The 20,131-nt window shown below is 51.6% G+C and carries 19 protein-coding genes; 18 read left to right on the plus strand and 1 reads right to left on the minus strand.

Going from position 1 to position 20,131, the window contains the following annotated elements; genetic code table 11:
- Positions 1 to 9: 9 nt before the first annotated feature.
- From EFBL_RS06400 to EFBL_RS06480, 16 genes are all read left to right on the plus strand, one after another.
- The gene (locus EFBL_RS06400; RefSeq protein WP_231705699.1) at positions 10 to 489 is read left to right on the plus strand and encodes a NuoI/complex I 23 kDa subunit family protein; all 480 of its coding nucleotides are present in this window, start codon (positions 10 to 12) and stop codon (positions 487 to 489) included.
- Positions 490 to 1,023: an NADH-quinone oxidoreductase subunit J gene (locus EFBL_RS06405; protein ID WP_096181313.1), complete on the plus strand. Its 534-nt coding sequence runs from the start codon at positions 490 to 492 to the stop codon at positions 1,021 to 1,023. It begins immediately after the preceding gene.
- Positions 1,023 to 1,334, plus strand: a complete 312-nt coding sequence (nuoK, locus tag EFBL_RS06410; RefSeq protein WP_096181314.1) for an NADH-quinone oxidoreductase subunit NuoK — start codon at positions 1,023 to 1,025, stop codon at positions 1,332 to 1,334. Before EFBL_RS06405 ends, nuoK begins: the two co-directional genes overlap by 1 nt.
- Positions 1,335 to 1,362: 28 nt before the next feature.
- Entirely contained in the window at positions 1,363 to 3,267 is a 1,905-nt protein-coding gene (gene nuoL / locus EFBL_RS06415) for an NADH-quinone oxidoreductase subunit L (RefSeq protein WP_096181315.1), read from the plus strand.
- The gene (locus tag EFBL_RS06420) at positions 3,264 to 4,787 is read left to right on the plus strand and encodes a complex I subunit 4 family protein (protein WP_096181316.1); all 1,524 of its coding nucleotides are present in this window, start codon (positions 3,264 to 3,266) and stop codon (positions 4,785 to 4,787) included. Before nuoL ends, EFBL_RS06420 begins: the two co-directional genes overlap by 4 nt.
- A 3-nt stretch (positions 4,788 to 4,790) precedes the next feature.
- Positions 4,791 to 6,302, plus strand: coding sequence for an NADH-quinone oxidoreductase subunit N (locus EFBL_RS06425; protein ID WP_096181317.1), 1,512 nt, complete (start codon positions 4,791 to 4,793; stop codon positions 6,300 to 6,302).
- 380 nt (positions 6,303 to 6,682) lie between these two features.
- The gene (locus tag EFBL_RS06430; protein WP_096181318.1) at positions 6,683 to 7,558 is read left to right on the plus strand and encodes an IS1/IS1595 family N-terminal zinc-binding domain-containing protein; all 876 of its coding nucleotides are present in this window, start codon (positions 6,683 to 6,685) and stop codon (positions 7,556 to 7,558) included.
- A 686-nt stretch (positions 7,559 to 8,244) separates the two neighbouring features.
- Positions 8,245 to 9,003, plus strand: a complete 759-nt coding sequence (gene fdhD, locus EFBL_RS06435) for a formate dehydrogenase accessory sulfurtransferase FdhD (RefSeq protein WP_096181319.1) — start codon at positions 8,245 to 8,247, stop codon at positions 9,001 to 9,003.
- A gap of 43 nt (positions 9,004 to 9,046) precedes the next feature.
- On the plus strand, positions 9,047 to 12,019 hold the full coding sequence (gene fdnG / locus EFBL_RS06445) for a formate dehydrogenase-N subunit alpha (RefSeq protein WP_131927755.1): 2,973 nt from the start codon (positions 9,047 to 9,049) through the stop codon (positions 12,017 to 12,019).
- Positions 12,019 to 12,852: a 4Fe-4S dicluster domain-containing protein gene (locus tag EFBL_RS06450; protein WP_096181322.1), complete on the plus strand. Its 834-nt coding sequence runs from the start codon at positions 12,019 to 12,021 to the stop codon at positions 12,850 to 12,852. The genes fdnG and EFBL_RS06450 overlap by 1 nt, the downstream gene beginning before the upstream one ends.
- Positions 12,849 to 13,520: a formate dehydrogenase subunit gamma gene (locus EFBL_RS06455; RefSeq protein WP_096181323.1), complete on the plus strand. Its 672-nt coding sequence runs from the start codon at positions 12,849 to 12,851 to the stop codon at positions 13,518 to 13,520. The genes EFBL_RS06450 and EFBL_RS06455 overlap by 4 nt, the downstream gene beginning before the upstream one ends.
- A 12-nt stretch (positions 13,521 to 13,532) precedes the next feature.
- The gene (locus EFBL_RS06460; protein WP_096181324.1) at positions 13,533 to 14,330 is read left to right on the plus strand and encodes a formate dehydrogenase accessory protein FdhE; all 798 of its coding nucleotides are present in this window, start codon (positions 13,533 to 13,535) and stop codon (positions 14,328 to 14,330) included.
- Between the two features lie 74 nt (positions 14,331 to 14,404).
- Positions 14,405 to 14,656 carry a DUF1146 domain-containing protein gene (locus EFBL_RS06465; protein ID WP_096181325.1) on the plus strand — a complete coding sequence of 84 codons (252 nt, stop codon included), beginning with the start codon at positions 14,405 to 14,407 and terminating at the stop codon, positions 14,654 to 14,656.
- 83 nt (positions 14,657 to 14,739) lie between these two features.
- Positions 14,740 to 15,504, plus strand: a complete 765-nt coding sequence (locus EFBL_RS06470) for a YwmB family TATA-box binding protein (protein ID WP_096181326.1) — start codon at positions 14,740 to 14,742, stop codon at positions 15,502 to 15,504.
- Positions 15,505 to 15,549: 45 nt separating this feature from the next.
- Positions 15,550 to 16,815, plus strand: a complete 1,266-nt coding sequence (gene murA / locus EFBL_RS06475; protein ID WP_096181327.1) for a UDP-N-acetylglucosamine 1-carboxyvinyltransferase — start codon at positions 15,550 to 15,552, stop codon at positions 16,813 to 16,815.
- 184 nt (positions 16,816 to 16,999) lie between these two features.
- Positions 17,000 to 17,665: a putative endonuclease domain-containing protein gene (locus EFBL_RS06480; protein ID WP_096181328.1), complete on the plus strand. Its 666-nt coding sequence runs from the start codon at positions 17,000 to 17,002 to the stop codon at positions 17,663 to 17,665.
- Positions 17,666 to 17,758: 93 nt separating this feature from the next.
- Here the strand turns inward: EFBL_RS06480 and EFBL_RS21625 are convergent, their stop codons facing one another.
- Positions 17,759 to 17,884, minus strand: coding sequence for a hypothetical protein (locus EFBL_RS21625; protein WP_269432682.1), 126 nt, complete (start codon positions 17,882 to 17,884; stop codon positions 17,759 to 17,761).
- A 429-nt stretch (positions 17,885 to 18,313) separates the two neighbouring features.
- Here EFBL_RS21625 and spoIID point away from each other — a divergent pair, with 429 nt between their 5' ends.
- Complete coding sequence (gene spoIID / locus EFBL_RS06485) at positions 18,314 to 19,318, plus strand: stage II sporulation protein D (RefSeq protein WP_096181329.1); 1,005 nt, start codon at positions 18,314 to 18,316, stop codon at positions 19,316 to 19,318.
- 81 nt (positions 19,319 to 19,399) lie between these two features.
- Positions 19,400 to 20,101: a M23 family metallopeptidase gene (locus tag EFBL_RS06490; RefSeq protein WP_096181330.1), complete on the plus strand. Its 702-nt coding sequence runs from the start codon at positions 19,400 to 19,402 to the stop codon at positions 20,099 to 20,101.
- The last annotated feature ends 30 nt before the right edge of the window (positions 20,102 to 20,131 follow it).

A 20,131-nucleotide genomic window follows, 5' to 3' on the forward strand; every position in this document is an offset into this window, starting at 1 on the left:
GGGGATACGATGTTTGGACTGTTTAAAGGGCTGAGCGTAACCATCAGTCAGATCCCCAAGAAAAAGTACACTCTCATGTACCCGGAAGTGAAGCCGGAATGGCCGGACCGTTTCCGTGGTGTGCACAAGTTTTATCCGGAACTTTGTATTGTCTGCAACCAATGTGCCCGGATTTGCCCGACAAGCTGCATTTCCCTTTCGGGAAGCCGCGGGGAAGACAAGAAGCTGCACATTGAGACCTACGACATTAACTTTGAGATCTGCATCCTGTGCGATCTTTGTACGGAGGTGTGTCCGACGGAGGCGATTCAGATGACCGATACGTTTGAATTGGCCGAGTACAGCCGGGACGCCCTCTACAAAAACATCGAGTGGCTGGCGGAAAACGGAAGGCAGCACGATGCGCGCAAGGGTTTGAAGACGGGAGAGACAGACAAAGAGACTACGGAACACAAAGAAGTCGAAGCCGTGAAAGCAGGTGACAAATAGATGGCATTGCCAGTGTTTACCGGTCAAATGATTGCTTTTATCCTCATCAGTTTGCTTGTGATCGGGTCGGCGGTCGCTATGTTGTTCGCCCGCAAGGTCATCTACATGGCTTTGTTGATCGGCGGCGTGTTTATCGGCGTCGCCGGAATCTACATCCTGCTGGATGCGGATTTTGTAGGTTTTGCCCAGGTATTGATCTACGCCGGCGCCATCACAATCCTGATGCTGTTTGCGATTATGCTGACCAATCACGGATCGCAAGAACAGACACCTGTGAATACCCATTCCGTAATGGCCGGACTTGCGGCCGGCGGATTGCTGGCGCTGCTGTATTGGGGGTTTAACTCCGTCGATTGGACCAACTGGCAACAGATCTCGCCAAAGGATCCGGTGCCGCCCTGGGGGGACAGCTCGGTGAAAGCTGTGGGGGATGCGGTTTACAATGTGTATGCGATCCCTTTTGAGCTGGTTTCCGTTGTATTGATTGTGGCACTGGTCGGCGCCATCATTCTGGCGCGGAAGGGGGAGGAATAATGGAGCCGACGATTGTACGTTACCTGTTGTTGGCGGCCGTATTATTCTGCATCGGGTTGTTTGGGGTACTCTGGAAACGGAACATCATCATCGTGTTGGTGTCGATCGAACTGATGCTCAACGCGGTGAATATCAATCTGGTGGCATTCTCCCGATTGGGGCTTGCGCCAAACATTAACGGCCAGGTGTTTGCCCTGTTTGCCATGGTGATTGCAGCCTGTGAAGTGGCAGTGGGACTTGCCGTTTTGATTGCTCTCTACCGGAACCGCAACACAAGCGACGTCAAAGACATGAACTTGAACAAGTGGTAAAGAAAAGGCGAAACTGGATGGTGATAACATGGTAGCTTATTCATGGCTCGTCCCCTTTTTCCCGCTTGTGGCCTACCTGTTGCTGTTGGTTCTCGGTAGACGGGCACAAGAGGGGATTGTGGCCGCGATCAGTGTGATTGGGTCATTGGCTTCCTTCGTTGTATCTTTGCTGGTGATGTCAGACGTGGTGGCCAACGGGTATACGGGATCTTATCCGTTCCGCTGGCTGCAGTTCGGGGACACCACCTTGACTGTCGGATTTGAAGTGACACAGTTGAACGCCATCATGCTGGTGGTGGTCACCTTTGTCAGCACGCTTGTCCTGTTGTTCTCCAAGGGATACATGCACGGGGACGAGAGATTCAGCGTGTTCTATCAGTACTTAAACCTGTTCGTATTCTCGATGCTCGGTCTTGTGATTTCTCCAAACCTGCTCCAATTGTATGTGTTCTGGGAACTTGTGGGCCTGTGTTCCTTCTTGCTGGTCGGGTTCTGGTATTTCAAGCCGGAAGCGGCAGCGGCGGCAAAGAAATCCTTTGTCGTGACAAGGATTGGCGACGTGGGGCTGTTCATCGGGATTATCCTGTTGTTCCTTGCAACAGGGACATTCGAGTATCAATCGATCTTTGAATTTGCGAAAGCGTCGGCGGCTGCTGCACCTGTCGAGGTCATGTTCGGAATGACCCCGCAATCGTTGATCACGTTGTCAGCCATCCTGATCTTTATCGGGGCTGTCGGAAAATCGGCCCAGTTTCCGCTGCATGTATGGCTGCCTGATGCGATGGAAGGCCCGACTCCCGTATCCGCATTGATTCACGCGGCTACGATGGTGGCAGCAGGGGTCTATTTGGTTGCTCGCACCTTTCCGTTGTTTGCCGTGTCGGAGGGGGCACTGATGGTAGTGGCGGTGATCGGTGGCGTAACGGCCATTTTTGCCGCAATCATCGGTTTGACCCAGAATGACATCAAGCGGGTAGTCGCTTACTCGACCATTTCCCAGCTTGGATACATGATGCTGGCCTTGGGACTGAGTGCCTATGTCGCATCCGTATTCCACCTGATGACTCACGCTTTCTTCAAAGCGCTGTTGTTCCTGGCGGCTGGCTCGGTCATTCATGCGGTGCATACCCAGGACATCCGGGAGATGGGTGGCCTTTGGAAAAAAATGCCGATCACCACATGGACCTTCCTGTTCGGTGCGCTGGCTTTGTCCGGAATCCCGCCCTTTGCCGGGTTCTGGTCCAAAGATGAAATACTTACGGCCGCTTTTGCAAGCGGCAACTGGGTATTGGCAATCCTTGCGACTCTTGCGGCTTTCTTTACCGCTTTCTATATCTTCCGAGTCTTCTTCCTGACCTTTACCGGGGAATATCGCGGCAACCAATCGGTGCATCCGCACGAAAGCGGACCGGTGATGACCATCCCGTTGGTGCTGTTGGCCATCATGTCCCTGGTGATCGGGTTTGTCAACGCGCCGTTCCTCGGACACGCTTTTGGCCACTTCCTGCAAGGCGATCAGACAATCGGCTTTGTGCCGGACTTCAGTTTTGGCATTGCAGGAGTGTCGGTGCTGGTGGGAATTGCGGGGATCCTCCTGGCGTACCTGATGTATGGCAAACGCAGCATTGATGCGGAGAAGGTTGCACGGATCAGCGGACCGTTCTACACGCTGTCTTACCGGAAGTTCTTTATTGATGAGATTTACCACCTGTTGATTGTGACTCCGTTTGTGTGGATCGGACGGATTCTTAACTTTATCGACCGTTGGATTGTGGACGGATTGGTGTCGCTGGCAGGCTACACCGCCTATCAGTCGTCTGTCGGACTGAAGTACGGACAAAACGGTCAGATTCAAACCTACGGGTTGTTGACATCGCTTGGAGTGCTGGCCCTTGTTGCGGTCAGCTTGTGGATGGGAGGTGTAATCCAATGAACAGCTTATTGATTGCGATTACACTTCTCCCATTGATTGGCTCGCTGATCATCCTGTTTGTGCCAGGCAGTGCGAAATCCCAGATCAAGGGAATTGCGCTTCTGGCTACCCTGTTGTCCCTGGCTGGTGCCTTGGCATTGCTTGGCGGTTTTGATGCGGCCGGGAAGATGCAGTTCCAGGTAATCAAGGACTGGATTCAGATTCCGGCAGCATTCGAGCAGAACCGGATGCCGGTCCCGCTGCGTATCGGCTTTGACCTTGGGATTGACGGGTTGTCTTTGCCGTTTGTGCTTCTGACGGCGCTGGTGAGTTTCTTGTCGGTGCTGGCTTCCTGGCGGGTCGATTACCGGACCAAAGAATATTTCTTCTGGTTCCTGCTGTTGGTTACAGGGCTGTTTGGGGTATTCGTATCCCTTGACCTGTTCCTGTTCTTCCTGTTCCTTGAATTGACCCTGATTCCGATGTACTTCCTGATTGGGATCTGGGGGGGCGAGAACAAACGGAAAGTTGCGACCAAATTTTTGATATACCGTGGATTTGCTTCTGTCGGCATTCTTGTGTCATTTCTTGGAATGGCTTATGCCGCCGGTTATACCAGCGGATCCATGAGCTTTAACATGCTGCAGATTGCGGACGCGTTCAAGCAGGCGGGCGAAATGATCCCTGGCGACTATCGCATGTGGGTATTCGCTGTCCTGTTCCTGGCCATCCTGATCGAAGAAGCTTTCTTCCCGTTCCATACCTGGTTGCCTGACGCCCATGAGCAATCTTCTTCTGCGGTCTCCATGATCCTTGGGGGCGTGCTGATGAAAGTGGGCGCCTACGTGCTCTTCCGGATCGGGGTTGGCGTATTGCCGGATATGATAGCTGCATTCGGTACCGCAATTGCGGTGCTCGGTGTGATAAACATTGTGTATGGCGCGATGGTCGCCTTGGTGCAGAAAGATTGGAGACGCCTGCTGGCATTTTCCACCATTTCCCATATGGGGATTGTCCTGCTGGCCGTGGCGTCGATGACAAGCGCGGGCCTGCAGGGAGCTGTTTTCATGACCATTTCCTCCGGTCTGCTGTCGGCTTTGTTGTTCTTCCTGGTGGGTGCCATTCAGCACCGGACAGGTACTGCTCGAATTGATGCGATGGGCGGAATCTCAAAACAGCTTCCGGTCTTGTCGGGATTCCTTCTGGCAGGAGCACTGGGGTCCCTCGGACTGCCGGGCATGAGCGGATTTGTATCGGAGATCGTCTCCTTCATGGGAGCGTTCCAGAAGTTCCCGATCCTGTCTGCCATCGGAACATTGGGTATCATCCTGGCAGCCGTGTACCTGTTGTGGGCGATGCAGCGCACAACCTTTGGGCCTCCCGGCATGGTACTGGAAGGGGCACAGGACGCAACAGCGGCAGAATATGTACCGATGGTGCTGCTGTTGGCGATTGTCATCCTGATCGGTGTCTATCCGGCAATTTTGGGCGACATCATGAACCCGACACTGACTCAGCTTGTCGCGAAGATAGGGGGATAGACGATGCCGCAAGGGATACAGCGATTGGATTTTTTGTCTGTTTGGAATGTCATGGGGCCGGAAATAGTCCTGGTTCTGGGGGGCTTCCTGCTTCTGACAATCGACCTGTTCATGAAGAAAGAGCAAAAACATATCCTCCCCTGGCTGGGAATCCTTTTCTTTGCCATCGCGGGCGGAATGGTAGTCAATAACATGGTGAGACTGCAAACTGCCGAGCAGTTGCAGCACCTGTCCGGATACCTGTATGTTCTGGACGATTTCGGCAACATTTTCAAACTGATTTTCCTGGTGGGAGCCGCCCTCACACTGTTGATGTCGGTGGATTACACGAAGCATGTGAATCTGCCGAGGGGAGAATATACCTACATTCTGATGTTTGGCACTGTAGGCGCTATGGTGATGGCTTCTTCCCTCGATCTGATCACAATCTTTGTCGGCCTTGAACTGCTTTCCATCGCATCCTATGTTCTGGTGGGCATGCGTCGCAATTATGCGAAATCGGCGGAAGGCGCCATGAAGTACCTAATGATCGGGGCTGTCGGAACCGCTCTGACACTGTACGGAATGTCTTTCGTCTATGGTCTGACTGGCACCACCAATATCGCAATTGCCATGGATTCAGTAACCGCCATGTGGGAGCAATTCCGCTTCCTGTTCCTGCTGTCCCTCGTTATGATGCTGGCCGGATTTGGAATCAAGATCTCCATGGTACCGTTCCATATGTGGACACCGGATACGTATGAAGGTGCCCCGACACCGATTACGGCTTTCCTGTCAGCCGTGTCCAAAGCGGCGGGATTCGCCATGCTGTTCCGCGTCATCCTGTTCCTCTACTCCAACTTCATTACGGAGTGGTACATGATTGTCGTGGTGCTGGCGATTCTGACGATGGTGATCGGAAACGTGGCGGCTCTTTCGCAACAAAACATGAAACGCCTGATGGCGTACTCCAGCATCGCGCAAGCGGGCTATCTGCTGGTTCCCATTGCGGTGCTCGGCAAGGCTCAGGGTTCTGTCAACCTGCTGCAGTCCATGACAAACTTGGTGTTCTACATCGGCATCTATGTGGTGATGACCATGGGAGCCTTCGCGATCATCTCGCTTGTGACGCGCGATGCGGGCAATGAGAAGATCGATGCATTCCGCGGACTCTACCAACGTTCGCCGTATTTGGCCATAGCCTTGACCGTGTTCCTGCTGTCCATGGCGGGGATGCCAGTGACGGCCGGATTTTTCGGGAAGTTCATGATTATCCTCGGAGCGGTTCACACCCAGTCCTTGTGGCTGGCAGGCATCATGTTTGCCGCATCCGTAATATCGTTCTACTATTACTTCGGAGTCATCCGGGTAATCTTCAGCAAGGAGACGGACGGCATCGAACCCCGTCTGCAGACGTCCGCAAGCTTGTCGGTGGTTATTGGACTTGCACTGCTTGTAACAGTGGGACTCGGGGTAGTTCCCGATGTCTTTCTGGATGTCCTGGCGCAGTTGAAGTGGTTCGGACCTACAGCATAACTCCGATCCGGCAATGGCACCCACTTCGGTCTGGCCATGGTACGGATTCGGCATAACCAAAGTGAATATTTCCAGAGTGGATGTTTTCCGCAGGCTTTTCCTATACGGATGGCCTGCGGTTTTTTTATGGAAGGACGAAATCAGTACCGAATTACAGCCCGGGGGGTGCAGTATGAGTTGTTTTCATCCATTTGTTATTCAGAATTGTGGATGGGAGATGAGTGCATGGTACTTTTCATGCTTTGTTATACGGAAATGTGGATAGAAGATGAGTGAATAGTTTGCATTTGTTGGCCAGAAATGTGTATGGGTAATGGGGCATGGACAACTAGTAAGTTTGTGATATAATAAGAACATACGTTTGGGTGGAGGTGGTTATTGTGTTTATCAGAGAAACGAAGCAGGATGCGAAAGAGCGTCTGCGACGCTACTTTCACCGGTATCAGGATCCTGATACTTGTCAGCAAGTGCTTCAGGAATTAATAACTCAACAACATAAGGAAGGTGTCTCGTGCCCCCATTGCAACAGCCTGGCGGTTGTATGCTATGGTCGGTATAAAGACCGTCAGCGTTACAAGTGCAATGATTGCCGTAAAACCTTCAACGACCTCACTCACACACCCCTTCACAGAACCCACCATCCTGACAAATGGATCAAGTTTCTGGAGTGTATGATTCACGATGATTGCCTACGCACATCCGCCATCAAAGTTGGGGTCTGTTATGTTACCCTATTTTACTGGCGGCACAAAATCCTGCAGGTCCTGCAATTGATCGAGAAGGAATTTGAAAAAGATATTCCAAAGCGAGAAGAACCTATTGAACGAATTCCTGCAGAACAACCGCCAAACGAACAACCGCCAAACGGGCACGCGAAACTTAGAAACACTGGGATTCCGTGCAAAACCCCTCCAACATACAACTTTCTATCCAATCGGAATGCCTTTCCCACCCAAAATACAGCATTCTATCTGGTAAAGTATAGACAAAAGCCATATCCCGGAATCCTGACGTGGGAGCAGGAGCCTTTTCGACAATGGATCCGATCCTTTGATCGAATTAAAGTCAAATATTTTCCCCGCTATGCAGCCTGGTTCCGCTTCCTGCAAAAGGTGGGGGGTGAGCATGAATTCTGTCCCAGTGAGCTCAAGTACATTCACAGCCGGAACGAACTTCCTGCCATGAAGCAATTGCTTGCCACCGCATGCTCCATCCGGTTAAACCAGACATACACGTCAGTACGAGTGCCACTGTAACCCGTTATTTTTTGGGTTACATAAAAAGTAAAAAAGTAACTTCTCCAAATAAGCGAGTTACCTCAAGGTAGTAAGCAATCTCTACAAAGTGAGCAGGTACCCACAAGAAAGTGAATAACCTCCACAAAATGGGCAAGAGACTTCAGGATAGTAAGAAACCATAACAAAAAGGGCAAGTAATTTTTAATAAAGCAAGTGACTTTAATATAACAAGCGAAACGTTGAAAAAATTGGCCCGGAGCATACCCATTTTTATCATCCACAAGGTTGTATAACAAATGACTGAATAGGCACCCCTCTGACACAACCCCCCGATAAATATTGGTGGAAAAAGTGGCCCGGAGCACACTCGCTTTTATCATCCACAAAGTTGTATAACAAATGACTGAATAGACACCTCATATACCCTATGAAAAAAACTCCGAAAAAAGTAAAAAAAGATTAAATCGACATCTGAATAACCGTGCAATTTACAATTTTAAATTGATAAAAATTAAATAAATTATTGTCCGAATCGAGAACGAATTGTGACGAGAGTGTTCTTTTGTGTAATAAGAACAATCTTTCTCCAAATTGATAGAATTTGAGGCCTACAATCGGGGGATTCCCCAATGGTCATGATGTTTCACCAGGATTATCATAAAACCGAATAAAATTACCGCATTTCCCGCTAGGGGGTGGACAAGTTGCTGAACAAGACACCACCGGACGAATACCCGGTGACTTTATATGTGAACGGGTATGAACTGGCAACTTATCAACTGACGAAACAGGACTTGCAGGATTGGGTCATCGGTCAATTGTTTAACGAGAAGTTGATTCAATCGCCCGGCGATATCCACAAACTGCGAATTGAGGAAGGGCGGGGGAAGATTTGGGCCGATTTGCATCCGCAAGCGAATCTCCCTCCCGGGTGGCAGCAGCAAAAGAAGCATTATACGGCAGGATGCGGAAAAGGGGCCACCTTTCTGTCCATATCGGACATTCGGAGTTTCAAGAAGGTGAGATCCAGGCGGTCAGTCACATGTTCTTATCTGACCGACAGGATGCAAGCCTTCACCAGGAACTCGCCGCTTTATCTAAGGACGGGAGGCATGCACGGCGCCTGCCTTGTGGACATGGAAGGAAAAATTCATGTCCGGGAAGACATCGGCAGGCATAATGCGGTCGACAAAGTAATCGGTTACGCGCTGCAAAAGGAACTGCATCCGGAAACATTGATTCTTCTGACCACTGGACGCATCTCTTATGAAATGCTGGCCAAGGCGGCCCGATTTGGCATCGGGATCGTCGGTTCCAGAACGGCTGCAACTCGTCAGGCCTTGCAGTTGGCAAATTATCTGCAGATTGATGTGGCCGGTTATATTCGCGGAAAAATGGTCCAGATCTACACATCCCATGGGCGTATCATCAACGATCATACACAAAAGGTCGCTGCTGAATAACAACAAACAGATTCTACTTCAGCTTAAGTTAGGAGGAAGCAACATGGTCGATTTGACACGCCGACAGTTTCTCAAGCTGTCGGGAGCTACCGCAGTTACGTTGGCGGTGGTGGAATTGGGCTTCAATGACAAGCAAGTCCATGCACAAGCAAGCGAACTTAAAATCGAAAAGGCAAAAGTGACACCCACAATCTGTCCGTACTGTTCCGTGGGATGCGGCATCCTGGTTCATGTGAAGGACAATGATGTGGTGTACACCGAGGGAGATCCTGATCATCCGATCAATCAGGGGGCTTTGTGCAGCAAAGGAACTGCTGTAAGACAGGTGTACACTTCAAGCAAGCGTGTGCTGAAACCTCTCTACCGCGCTCCCGGCAGCAGCAAATGGGAGGAGAAGGATTGGGATTGGATGCTCACCCGAATCGCTGAGAAGGTGAGAGACACCCGTGATAAGAGCTTCGTTGAAACGGAAAACGGGATCACGGTCAACAAGACCGAAGCGATTGCGTGCTTCGGTGGGGCCGCCCTGGACAACGAAGAAGATTATTTGCTCGTAAAACTGATGAGGGGGTTAGGCCTGGTCAACATTGAACACCAGGCACGGATTTGACACAGCCCGACGGTTGCCGGTCTGGCACCCTCATTTGGTCGCGGCGCGATGACAAATCACTGGATTGATCTCCAGCATTCCGATTGCATTCTGATTATGGGCGGGAATCCGGCGGAGAACCATCCCATCAGCTTCAAATGGATTCTGAAAGCCAAGGAAAAAGGAGCCAAGCTGATTTCGGTAGACCCGCGTTATACCCGGTCTTCCAAAATTGCCGATTACTACGCTCCTTTGCGGTCAGGCACCGATATCGCTTTTATCGGCGGTATCATCAATTACGCACTTCAGAACGACCTGATTCAAAAGGAATATGTTCGTCATTACACGAACGCGTCGTTCCTTGTCAGCGACAAGTATTCGTTCAACGACGGTTTGTTCAGCGGATATGATGCGGCAAAACGCAGCTACAACACGGATACCTGGGCATTCCAAAAAAATGAGAAGGGTGAAATCATCAAGGACGAAACCCTCTCCCATCCACAGTCTGTATACCAGCTTCTGAAGAAACACTATTCAAGGTATGACGCGGACACCGTTTGTGCAGTAACGGGCACACCGAAAGAAGCGTTTCTGGCGGTAGCCAAAGCATTCTGTGAAACCTCCAGCCCTGACAAAGCGGGCACAATCCTGTACGCCATGGGTACAACCCAGCATACAACCGGTACCCAAAACGTTCGGATTTACGCGATTCTGCAGTTGCTGCTGGGGAACATCGGATTGCCTGGCGGGGGAATCAACGCGCTCCGAGGGGAATCCAACGTACAGGGATCGACCGATTTCGGATTGCTGTACGGAAGTCTGACCGGTTACTTGAACGCACCAACCGCAAGCGCCAAGCATGCTACTTTGGCAGACTACAACAAGAACGAGACACCCACCAGCGGGTACTGGATCAACAAACCGAAATTCATGGTCAGCCTGCTGAAGGCCTTCTACGGTCCGAACGCCACGGCTGAAAACGAGTTTGGATACCAGTACCTGCCGAAGGGGAACAAAAACTATTCCCATATTGCCATCTTTGAGAGCATGGACAAAGGCACCATCAAGGGGATGCTCGCATTCGGCCAGAATCCTGTGGTGGGCGGACCTAACGCAGGCAAAGAGCATAAGGCGCTGGCGAAACTTGACTGGCTGGTTGCCGTCGACTTGTGGGAAACCGAAACGGCTTCTTTCTGGCAGAAAGAAGCGGGCAGCAACCCGGCGGAAATCAAGACGGAAGTATTCTTCCTTCCGGCTTGCGGGTCCTACGAGAAGGAAGGTTCGATCAGCAACAGCGGACGCTGGATGCAGTACCGTTGGCAAGCGATCAAGCCAAGAGGCGAATCGAAAGCCGACCTGGAAATTATTCACATGTTGGCCCTGAAGATCAAGGCGCTCTATAAGAATCGCACAGACGCTGCTGCCCGTCCCATTAATGCACTGCACTGGGAATACGGTCATGGCGATCACCCGGACATCGATCTTGTGGCCCGTGAAATCAATGGATACGATTACAAGACCGGAAAGCAATTGTCCGGCTTCGCAGAGTTGAAAGACGACGGTTCCACCTGCAGCGGCAACTGGATCTATTGCGGGTTCTATCCGGAAGCGGGCAACCTGTCCAAACGCCGCGACAACAAAGATACAGGGATGGGCAACTACCTGAACTGGTCCTATGCTTGGCCTATGAACCGACGCGTGCTGTATAACCGTGCCGCAGCCAATCCGGCAGGACAGCCCTGGAGCAAGAAGAAAGAAATCATCTGGTGGGATGAAGCCAAGCAAAAATGGGTCGGACATGACGTGCCTGACTTTGCTGCCACCAAGGCTCCGACTTCAGCCGGAGGAACCACACCGTTCATCATGATGCCCAATGAAGTGGCCGGGTTGTTCGCGGTTCGTAAGGATGGACCTTTCCCGGAACACTACGAACCTTATGAAAGCCCGGTTGCCAATGCGTTCTCCAGCGTACAGTTCAATCCGGTCTCCGTAATTTGGAGCGAGGAGGGCAACAAGAAGGGAGACAAGGACAAATTCCCGATTATTGCAACCACTTACCGGGTATCGGAACATTGGCAGTCCGGCGCGATGACAAGAAATCAGGAGTGGCTTTCCGAACTGGTACCGCATATGTTCATTGAAATCAGTGAAGAACTGGCGGCAGAGAAAGGGATCAAGAACAAAGACCGTGTCCTGGTAACTTCCGCAAGGGGAAGTATTGAAGCATATGCGATGATCACCAAGCGGTTCAAGCCAATGGTTATTCGAGGCAAAAAGACCCACCAGATCGGCATGCCATGGCACTTCGGATACAAGGGAATCGTGACCGGCGGTACGGCCAACAATCTGACCGCCAACATTGCGGATCCGGAAACCACAATGCCTGAATACAAAGCGTTTCTTTGCGATGTAAGGAGGATTGACTAATGCCCGAGTTTGTCAAACTTGTTGATGTTACCAAATGTACAGGCTGCCGGGCATGCATGGTCGCTTGCAAGAACTGGAACGATCTGCCCGCCGAGAGGCAGGAGTTCCAGGGCAGTATTCAATCCCATAAGAAAACGACCGCCCACACATGGAACGTGGTCACTTATACCGAGTATGAACAAGAAGACGGTTCCCTGGACTGGCTCTTCCGCCACAGCGCCTGCTTGCACTGCAAGGAAGCGGCTTGTGTCAAGGTTTGTCCGGAGAACGCCATCGGGTATACCAAATTCGGTTCGGTGGTCATTGATTCGGAAAAATGCATAGGGTGCGGCTATTGTGTGAACAACTGTCCGTTCAAAGTGGTGGAACTGGCCGAGTACAAGGATGAGCAGAACGACAAAACCTATTACAAAGCACAAAAATGTACACTCTGCACCAATCGCCTTGAGAAAAACATGCAGCCTGCATGTGCCGTTACTTGCCCGACAGATGCCATTGTGTTTGGTGAGCAAGAAGCGATGCTCAAACAGGCGGAAGCCCGTTTGGCTGAGATCAAGCCGCTCTATCCGAATGCAAACATTTACAATCCGCCAGGAGTAGGGGGTACCCATGCGGTTTATGTCCTGCCGGAGAAACCGAGCGTATTCGGCTTGCCGGAAGACCCCCGTGTTCCATTGTCGGCGACCATCTGGAAGGATTATGCCCAGCCGATCGGCAAGGCATTGTTTGGCGTCACCACCATGGCGGTAATTGGGGCCTTCATCTCCAACAGCCTGTTCAGGAGACATGAAAACTTGGAACAAGTTGAGAATGAAGGGGGATCGGAGCAATGAGCCGGAACCGGATTCATTCGGAACAACAAATGGTGAGACGTTTTACCAGGACATTCATCGTGACCCACTGGCTCTATGCGTCATCGTTTTTGGCGCTGCTGGTGACCGGACTTCCCATGTACACCGAGTTCTTCGACTGGCTGTATCCCGTGCTGGGAGGGCCAGCCACCGCCCGGCAGCTGCACCGGATTTTTGCAGTAGTGTTTGTCGTGCCGTTCCTGATTCTGCTGGTGTTTGACCGGGCCAGTCTGAAGAACTGGTTGAAACAGATTCTCAGTTGGAAGAAGCATGACTTCCAGTTTTTTGCGGCATTCCCGAAGGAGTTTTTTGGGTTCCATACGGATATGCCCAAGCAGGACTTCTTTAATGCAGGAGAAAAGCTCAACTCCATCCTGCAGATGTTTTCTTTCTTGCTGCTAATCCTGTCGGGGGTCTTCATGTGGTTTCCCAAGTACTTTCCAAAATGGCTGCAAGTCTGGAGCTACCCGATCCATGACATCGGTTTCGGTCTGGCCATCGCTGTAGTGGTGGGCCATATTTATCTGAGCATCGGTCACCCGTCATCCCGGGTGTCCATCAAGGGGATGACCAAAGGGTATGTGCCCATGAAGTATGTGGAGGAACATCACGGTCGCTGGGCGGATGAGCTGCGCCGGCAAGGAAAGTAAGGGGGATCCAGCATGTCCAATTATGTTTCGCCGGAATATCGGGAACTGCAAGAGAAAATTGTCCAACTGCAAACGCAATGGCAGGAGAGTATAGAGCCAGGGATCTATGAACACGCATTGGAGGCACTCTCCGTTAACAACCGGATTCCCCTTGTCATGAGACTGACGCTGCCAGTCGATTCCAAACTGTATCTGGCCTGGGTGGGGCAGCTTGTCGATCTGTTGGCAGATTCCATACAGGGAATCGAATCGCCACTCCGACAGGCGCTGAAATCTCTGGATGCAGCCATGGTTGAGGAGTGGGTGGCGGAAACGGTGGCCATGAACACCTATTATTTCGAAAAATTTGCCGCCAAGTACCAACTGCCGGAGTGGCTTCCCCATTTCCTGGCGGAACACGCAATCCGTCCTTATCTGCGGGTATTGGCCCAGAATTGCGAAAGTGTGGTTCAGGGCTCGGTTCAGGCTGAGGGCGGGCAGGCGTGCCCCTGCTGCGGCGAACCGGTACGTCTTGGTCAGATTGTGGACAAGGGGGAGAAGGTTCTGCATTGTCCCCGCTGTGAATACAATTGGCGGGAGAACCGGCTGAAATGTTCTCACTGCGGCAACGAAGACTTCGAGACTATGCATTTCCTGACGGTTGAGGGGGAAGAGACAGCGAAGATCCACGTCTGCGAGAAGTGCGGGGGTTACGTAAAAGTAATCGATACCCGCCAGTATCTCGCAAAACCGGCTCCTGCCCTGCTGGATCTGGACACGGTGCATCTCGACTTCATCGCCCAGCAAAACGGGTATAGCCCGATTTCTTGACAACCAGCCGGCAAAGCACTAGGATTAAGTTCCAAGGTCAGGCTGCCGGGCATCCGGCGGGGGAAGGAGGAACCATGTTTCCAGGCTTGTCGCTGCCGGTTTCAACCGGTATCTTTGGTCTTGTCCAACTGCTGACGTATCTGATGACCATTTCTATCGCTTGGTACGCGCTGGGGAGCGTGAAGTGGGATCTGTTCCTGCGGGATCACCGCGGGGGTCCGGCGATGATGCTCCGCCTGATATTCGCGATTGTTCTCGGGTTTCTGGTGGGCCAATTTTTCCTGCAGTATCTGAGTGCCTCGCTGCTTCTCAAATACCTGAGATAAAGTTCCTGCAGGTATATATCCTCTTGCATTGGGTCAAGCTGGTTGATAGGGTACTAGACTTGACCGGCGGGGGGATTTTTTTTATGAAAAAAATGGTCTTATTCTTCCTGTTCATCACATTGCTGGCGGGAGTGGCATTTGCGGGGGAACTGCACAGCGGTGCCAGGTCTGCCAAGAAGCTGCACATGGGTGAGTTCCTCAACCGCGCTTTCGCGGCAAGCGGTGCGCAGGGGGAAGGTTACAGCGTTCACAATTGGTCGGTGGTCAACTCCCAATATCTCCCGATGGATGCTTTAAAGCTCATGGCCGGGAAAATAAATGCGGAACTTGCCATTCCCGACCCCCAGGAGCACAAGAATAGCGAAGAGCGGCAGAATGTGTATCAACTCTATGGGCAATGGGACCCCCACACGTCCGTCTCTCTGATCCTTACCTCCATGAACCTTTCCGAACACCCTCAACAGACCGTTCTGGTGATAAAAATTGAGCGGGAATCGGACCGCTTGCAGGATATCCCGGAACATATAGAGAAAGTAAAACAAGCAGCCGCACAAGTCGGCGCAACCCCACAAATTAGCACTTGTATCAAGGGATTTTTCAATGATAGAATTGAAGGTATGGAGCGGGATCAGCTCGTATCCGGAATATTTGCGGCAGTGGAAGCAAACGAGGTCGAGGGGATTCGTTCCGATTCCCTGACAAGTGTGTCGGGGTATTCTCCCATTGTCTTGGAGTACATAATGACCAACAAGAAGCGTATGAATTTGCAAGTTGCGGTTCATTATGACGAGTATTCCGCGAAGACGCGCATACTGGTTGGTTCTCCGATTGTGACAATTGAGTATTAGGCAAAGTATGAGGGCTGCGGCCCGCCCTGAGCGGAGGTTCTAACATTGTCGAAGTTTTTGATTCGAGGCGGTAACCGCCTGTCGGGCAGCGTGAAGGTTGACGGAGCCAAAAACGCTGTTTTGCCGATACTTGCCGCTTCGATACTTGCATCGGAAGGTACAAGCACCATTGAAGACGTCCCTTGGCTGGCGGACGTGGAGACGATCAGCGAAGTGATCGGTTGTCTTGGCGCTGAAGTGCGCCGGGAAGGCGATAGTGTGTTGCATATCGATTCACGCAATGTAAACGAGTGGATCGCAAATGAATCCTTGGTTCGAAAAATGAGGGCCTCTTTTTTGGTGATGGGTCCTCTTTTGGCCCGTATGGGGAAAGCGCGCGTGGCTCTGCCCGGCGGCTGCGCCATCGGGGCGAGACCGGTGGACCAGCATATTAAAGGATTCCAAGCGTTGGGTGCGGAGGTGGATGTCGGACACGGGCACGTGGAAGCCCGATTGCCTGAGGGACGCCGTTTGCAGGGCACCCGGATTTACCTGGACATTCAAAGCGTGGGTGCCACCCAGAACATCATGATGGCAGCTTCGCTGGCGGAAGGCAGGACGATCATTGAGAATGCGGCGAAAGAACCGGAGATCGTGGATCTTGCCAATTATCTGAACGCTATGGGCGCCAACGTACGGGGAGCGGGTACGGACGTGATCCGGATCGAAGGCGTCGAGTCCTTGCGCGGCGCGAACCACGCGGTCATTCCTGACCGGATTCAGGCCGGCACTTTCCTGATTGCGTCAGCCATGACCGGAGGCGATGTCTATGTGGAAGGGGCAATTTCCAACCACTTGAAACCGGTCATTGCCAAAATGAAAGAAGCAGGCATCCAGATTGAAGAGGATGTGAACGGGATCCGTGTGATCGGAGGACCTGGCAACAAGCATCTGGATGTAAAGACACTGCCGTATCCGGGATTCCCTACAGACATGCAGGCGCAGATGATGGCGCTGCTCACCGTCCTTCCGGGCAACAGCCTGGTTACCGAAAGCGTGTTTGAGAACCGCTTCATGCATGTGGCGGAACTGCAGCGCATGGGAGCCGACATCAAGGTGGAAGGCCGCACGGCTTTGATTACGGGAGTACCGATCCTGACCGGTGCCGGTGTGACTGCCAGCGACCTGCGTGCGGGTGCCGCTCTGGTAATCGCGGGTCTTGGCGCGCAAGGCGAGACGGAAGTAAACGGGCTTCATCACATCGATCGCGGCTATCTCCGACTGGAGGACAAACTCCGGGAGATCGGCGCCGACATTGAGAGAGTGGAATAACAGCAAAGGATGAAGAGGGCTTCGGCCCTCTTTATTTGTTTTGTCTGTCTTCCGCTCCGCCCATTTCTCCTACTCCCGCCAGATGCCCCACCCGCACATAGTGAGTTTCAAGTTGATAATTTATTTAAAACTACAATATGGTATTATATTTTTGTACAAAAACAAGTCGGTAAGGAGGAGTTTTATGAAGTTTGACTTGGCCTTTGAACAGTTGATCAATTCCCATTTAAAAAAGCGGAAGGGGGAAAGGCACCGAAGATTGAAAGAAGGATTGGGGCATGGAGAGAAATTGTTTCTGGAAAAGGTTTGGTGGCCTGCTTTCGGTCACTTTAACTACTTACATCCGGAATATGAGATTCAGGACTTTAAGGATGGTTACCGTTTTATCGATTTCGCCTATATTCGTCGCCCGTTTCGTGTGGCATTTGAGATTGACGGATACAGCACCCATTGTCGTGACTTAAGCAGAAGGCAGTTTGCCGACCACCTGTTGAGGCAGAATCACTTGATACTGGACGGCTGGGACGTCATGCGATTCAGTTATGATGATATAAAGGAGAAGCCGCGAATGTGTCAACAGATGCTACAACAGTGGATGGGGCGTTGGTTTGGAGATGAAACAAATTTAGGGGATTTGAATCCCTTGGAGAAGGAACTTATGAGGCTTGCGCTAAGGCTAGGTCGCTCCATCACCCCAACAGATGCTCGTGAACAGTTAGGTATAGGTAGGGACAAGTCCCGAGTACTCCTAAAAAACCTGGTTGAAAAAGGTTGGCTTCAACCCGCCGGGGGACAATACAGGGTTCGTTCTTATACCCCCAATCTTAAGGGGAAGAAACTTCTATGGTAACTCTGATCTCCACTACTCATTTCACTAGCACTTCCAATTCTGCTCCCACTCCCGCCTCTATCAGGACTTCCATTTCTGCTCCCACTCCCGATTTCACACCAGCACTTTCATTTTTACTCCCACTCCCGCCTCCACCAGCAATTCCATTTCTATTCCCACTCCCGCCTCCACCAGCAATTCCATTTCTATTCCCACTCCCGCCTCCACCAGCAATTCCATTTCTATTCCCACTCCCAATTTCACAAATAGGACTGTTCTTCAGGCTTATTATTGTCGAATGGGTTTTAGGCAGTAAAATAGGGCTGATTCTCAGTCTTATATCACACTTTTTCGGAGCATGCGAATAAATACCTCATATAAAACTGAAAATCAGTCCTATTTTAAAGGGCTGATCCCGAATCGGAAGATTAAGACTGAAAACCAGTCCTATTATATCTGCCGGGACATTTTCGCCTGGTGAGGCAGCCGGGGGGATGAAGTAGCGAGGGATGAGGCAGCGAGGAGTGAGGCAGACTTCCACAGTCTATCACTTCAAGGGCATACCGGTAAGAGTTTCACATATACATTTCATAGAGTGGCGGCGGGAACAGCGCGGAACGGTGAAGCGCGGGGGAAAGCCGTTATTGCATAAAAGGGGGGGAACAGCCGTTGAGAAGCGCAACAGCAACGTATAAACCGATCATTGGGATGCTCGTGATCACGCTTGTTCTCATGATCGCCATTCCGGCCGGTCTGGCAGGCCTATTGTCGAAGACGGGCAGCAGAAACGGAGAGTCCCGCCTGCAAGCGGCACCTGACGACATGAAGATCAAAATCTACCTGAAAGAACAAAAGCAAGTGGTGGAACTGCCGCTGGAAGAGTATGTGAAAGGAGTGGTGGCCGCCGAGATGCCCGTCACTTTCTCCATGGAAGCGCTGAAGGCCCAGGCAATTGCGGCCCGCACCAATGCGGTTCGCCGAATTCAAAAGAATCTCCTGACACCGGAAGGTGCCCATATTACGGATGACCACCGGGATGTGCAGGCCTACAGCTCGGATGAGAAGCTGAAGAAACGTTGGGGCGTATTCGAATACCAGTTCAATCTGAACAAAATTGCCCAGGCGGTCAACGAAACCAGAGGCCAGATCCTGAGCTACAATGGAGAGCCGATTGACGCTCTCTTCTTCTCGGCGTCCAACGGCAAGACGGAGAATTCACAGGATTATTGGGGAAGGCCGCTGCCCTATCTTCGCTCGGTCGACAGCCCTTGGGACAAACAGACCAAATATATGGAGGGCACCAAGTCGATCCCGCTGGAGGAATTTCACCGATTGCTGGGTATTCCTTCCGCCGTAACCGCTGCCAACCAGAACCAAACCATCCAGGTCCTTGAAACCTCAGCGACCAACCGCGTCAAAAAAATCCGGGTTGCAGGCATTACGATAACCGGTCCGCAATTCCGGGAGACTTTAGGATTGGCTTCGACCGATTTTTCGTGGAAAGTGGAAGGTTCCACCATTACTTTCACCACCCGCGGCAACGGACACGGGGTCGGCATGAGTCAATACGGCGCGGAAGGAATGGCGAAAGAGGGCAAGCAGGCCCATGAAATTCTGTCCCATTTCTATCAAGGAGCCACTCTCACACCTTACCAAACCGCAATGAAAGAATAGAAAAAATCTCCATCAACTGAGTATTCCCTGTATAAGCTTTGTCATTCATGGCGAGAATGGGGAATGAGGTGATGGAAAACAATGAATGAAGAAAAAAACCAGAATCAGAATTTGGCTCCTAGAAGCCAGAAAAAACCGGGGTTTTTGAAGTCTTTGTTTGCCAAACGGTGGACGTTCCCGGCCCTCTATCTTGGCGCAGCGGCCCTTATCATCGGTATTGCAGTAGCACAAATCCAGGACGCGCAGCCTTCGAAGGAAGCCGAGAATCCACCCGTCGGGACTTCGGTGACTGATCCGGAGAACCCCATCGGTGAGATGCCGGTAACCGCCGGCCAGGAACTGATCTGGCCGGTGAAAGCGGATGAAAAGGAAGCAAAAGTCACCATGGCGTTCTACGACGAAGCGAAGGATCCGAAAGCGAAGGAAAGCTCCATTTTGAAATTTGAGAACAACTTCTACACGCAAAATGGAGTTGTCATGGGCCGCAAGGATGATAAGCCATTCGAGGTAGTGGCGGCTGCGTCCGGCACCGTCTCCCGCGTGGATTCGGATGCGCTGATGGGCAAAGTAGTCGAAATCAAGCATGACAACGGCTACGTGACCTATTACGCGTCGCTTTCGGACATCGAAGTCAAGGAAGGGGACAAGGTCATTCAGGGACAAACAATCGCCAAGTCTGGCAACAATCTGCTTGAAAAGGACCAATTGAACCACCTGCACTTTGAAGTGAAGAAAGACGGCAAAAACCTCGATCCCGTAACCGTGCTTCCGGAACGGAAGTAAAGTGGAACAAGAACGTCGGAGAATCCTCGC

This window comes from Effusibacillus lacus (genome assembly GCF_002335525.1).
In the GTDB taxonomy this organism is placed as follows: domain Bacteria; phylum Bacillota; class Bacilli; order Tumebacillales; family Effusibacillaceae; genus Effusibacillus; species Effusibacillus lacus.